This window comes from Prosthecobacter sp. (assembly GCF_044373815.1).
Taxonomy (GTDB): Bacteria; Verrucomicrobiota; Verrucomicrobiia; order Verrucomicrobiales; family Verrucomicrobiaceae; genus Prosthecobacter.
This window is the reverse complement of sequence record NZ_JBIPNG010000617.1, coordinates 1-3,292: the sequence shown is the minus strand read 5'-3', so window position 1 is coordinate 3,292 and position 3,292 is coordinate 1. Positions and strand designations below refer to the sequence as shown.

The 3,292-nt window shown below is 58.3% G+C and carries 2 protein-coding genes; both read right to left on the bottom strand.

Annotation, left to right across the window (positions count from 1 at the left end; all coding sequences use genetic code 11):
* Positions 1 to 1,236 (bottom strand): FAD-dependent oxidoreductase (locus tag ACIREA_RS29190; RefSeq protein ID WP_397385844.1); only part of this gene is annotated, 1,236 nt, incomplete at its 3' end.
* Positions 1,233 to 3,233 (bottom strand): FG-GAP repeat domain-containing protein, encoded by a 2,001-nt coding sequence (locus ACIREA_RS29185; RefSeq protein WP_397385843.1) that lies wholly within the window; start codon positions 3,231 to 3,233, stop codon positions 1,233 to 1,235. The genes ACIREA_RS29190 and ACIREA_RS29185, both read right to left, overlap by 4 nt.
* Between the last annotated feature and the right edge of the window lie 59 nt (positions 3,234 to 3,292).

Sequence of the window (3,292 nt, the reverse complement as noted above, 5' to 3'; positions counted from 1 at the left end):
CGGCTGCCGCTTCTGCATCGGAAAGCTGTCGATGGGAAACTCCCCCACCGCGATGGCATCAGGATGATTTCGCTCAGAAGTTAGCCCTGGCTGTTCGGTGATGTTCCTCTCACTCAGAGTGAACTCACCCACGAGCCGGCGTCCTTCTCTGACGTAGAGCTGAAAAGGAAAGTGATCATATTCAGGAAACTCATCGCGGCATGGCTGATACTTGAGCGCCGTCTCATGCGCATTCTCCGGCACCTCACTGTCATGCTGGAGAAACCACAGCAGCCCCAGCGAAAGATCGCGAATCTTCGCGGTGATGCGTTCACGCTCCGCCCATCCGGCTTCGATGTATCCCGCGTTTTCCTCCGCAAAGACAAAACCCAGCGGCAGCGGTTTCATGTTCAGCTCCACCTTGTCATTCGGCAGCTTGCGCACCGTGAAAGCAATGGTGGTCAGGTTCTTCCCAAATCTGCCGCCCTTGAGGTCATCGAAATAACCCAGATAACGCGTTCGATCATAACCCGCCGCTGGCGATGTCAGCGGCACCTGGTTCGCCGGATTCGACGAAAGCGGAATCCGAAAGGTGAAGGCCTGCATCCGCTTGTCTCCCGCACCTGTTCCGCCGATGCGTTCACCTCCGGGAATATTATAAATATGCCCCGCATGCGGTTCACCAAAGTCGTCCCGCCCTTCACGCCCCAGTCGAAATTCCGCACCCGCCGCCGCAATCAAATCCCCTTCATAGGTCGCATCCACAAACACCTTCGCACTCAGCTTCTGCTCCGCCTTTGTGGAGCGGTTCAGGATCGTCACCGCCACAACCCGCCCATTTTTCACCTCGGCGTTTAGGAGTTGGTGATGTTTCAGCACCGTGATCTTCGGCTGCTCCGCGACGATACTCTCAAACACCTTCTCTGCCACCGACGGCTCATACCAGTAGCCATCCTTGCACAGTTTCACCGCCTCGGATTTTTCACCGTAAACACCGACATAGTGCGCCTTCACACGATCCACGAACTCACGAAAAAATCCCTGAATCATCGCCCGGTTCTCAATGTCGCTCGCCCCGAGTCCGCTGGCGCTCATGCCGCCGATCCGTTGGTGATACTCCACCAAGGTCACCCGATGACCCAGCCGCGCCGCTGTCACCGCCGTGGCGATGCCTCCCGGTGTTCCACCCACGATCACCACCTCCTGCGCATGCAAAGCCGTTGCGAAAAGAACGATCAAAAAGTACAGAAGTCTCATGGCTTGGTTTGTAGTTTTTTGCTGGGCACCAAAAACATGCGCCCGGCCTCATTGCAGATCAGCAGATTCGGTCCGTTGCCGCCGAGTATCGTTCCCACGGCACCCGTTTCATGCGCACCGCCGGGCTGCACAACGTTGCCGTCCTCATCCTGAAAAGTAAGAGGGCGCGCAAATTTCATCTTCGCATTCGTGCCCATGTTCAGCATCACCAGTGGAGTGCCCAGAGATTTCTTCAGCTTGGTCGGCAGCGCAGAATCCACCAGCCGGCCGATCAATCCGCCCACCACCGGATTTTGCCCCAGCGCCGCCATCGGGTAGCCCGTCGTGCGATCTGGAATCGAACAAACCCGTCCGGTGCCAATGACGAAATCCAGCTTCCCATCCTGATTCCAGTCAAAGAAGTCCAGCTTGCAGCGCCCGCTCATGCCTCCTACACCGCCGCTAGCGCCAATGGGTTTGCCATCATCCAGCAGGAGCTTGCCGCCGTCCTCCACATTGTAGTCATCGATCCGCCAGTAGAGATGGAAATGGTCATCACCATCCACGATGGCCAGCGCCACCCGCTCACCGATCTGCGCCAGCGCGGGCCGGCAGCGCCACATGCCATGCAGATCAACGCCATCGCAGTAGATCGGATGCGCGGGCTCAAGCTTCGCCTCTGTCTTGGTCCCGCGATTGAAATAGATCAGGTAATTGCCCGTGATGTCACCCGTGATGAGATCCGGAAGTCCATCCCCATTCCAGTCGATCACATTCGGCGAGAGATACCCCCAGCGCGCTTCCTGCAAACCCTGCAAGCTGCCCGCATAACCCGCCTGCACCTGAATCTCACGCCCGCCCGCCCGCACTCGTGTCGCAGGTAGAAACTTCGGCTCATCACTGCTGCCGATGTTTTTGAAGAACAGCACAAAGCCCTCCGAATTCCCCGCCAGAATGTCCAGAACCCCATCGCCATCCCAATCCACCGTCGTGGGTGTTGGCAGCGTCCCCGCGTAAAGGTCCGCGTTGTCCTGCAGCACGGAGACCGGCTCCTTGCAAACAGGCGCGCCCGCTTTCGTGAACTTCCCAGTGAATCGATAAAAGTAGAGCGATCCTTCACCGCACGCGATCAAGCCGCCACCATAAGCACACACGCTGGGATTGATGCTCGGGTGCCGCAGCGCATTGCCATCCTCGCCCGCAATCAGACGCTTCGCTTCAAGATCAAAGCCGCTCCCTGCCTTGTTGTGATAGTACACGAGATTCCCCTGTCGCGATCCCGTCACCAGATCGCGTTCATGACCGGCACCAAGGTTCACGCTCGTGATGCCATGCATGGAAAAATAAACCTCGTTCCGCGTCTTCGTGATCTGCTTCGCTTCGACTTGGGCGCTGACTCCCATGAGGTAGCGATAGCGCATCTCCCCCACCGCGATGCCGGAGGAGTTAAACGGCCGCCACTCCTCCGTGTTCGGACTTCCCTCCGCTCCCTTGCCACCATTCGACATCTCAAACGCCAGATCATAACTGCCGTCTACATTCACCAGCACCCCAAGACTGCTCGGCGACTTCACCGCCTTCGGCAGTTTCTCACGCTTCGTTTCACGAAACTCCAGCTTCTCACGATCAAACTCCGTGGTCACCAGTTCATCCTTGTCGATCCACAGGCCGGCGATGCTGCCATCCTTCCGCTGAAACACGCTGCCCTTGTCCTTGAAGGCGCATTTCACCTCCACCGGCTGCGCAAAAACCGGCGCGCCCGTTTCCGCCGAGTCCACCCATCGGAACAAATGCACTGCCTGCGGCCCGCCAAAGCCCGCCACAAACAAATCGTCCTCCTTGCCGCCAAACACCCGCGCATGCCCGAGTACGTGATGATTCAGATTCACCAGCGCCAGCGGTCCGCGTCCATTCACTGCCGCCGAAGGCAGCGCCTTCGTGCCCGGCGGCAGATGGGGCTCAACAGCAAGGCCACCCGCAGCGAAGAGCAAAATGCCAAGAGTGAGCTTCGCCTTCATGCAGAAAATATTACTTCGCGGGTGGCGGTGTCAGCTTGCACGACTGCCAGGCCAGGAAG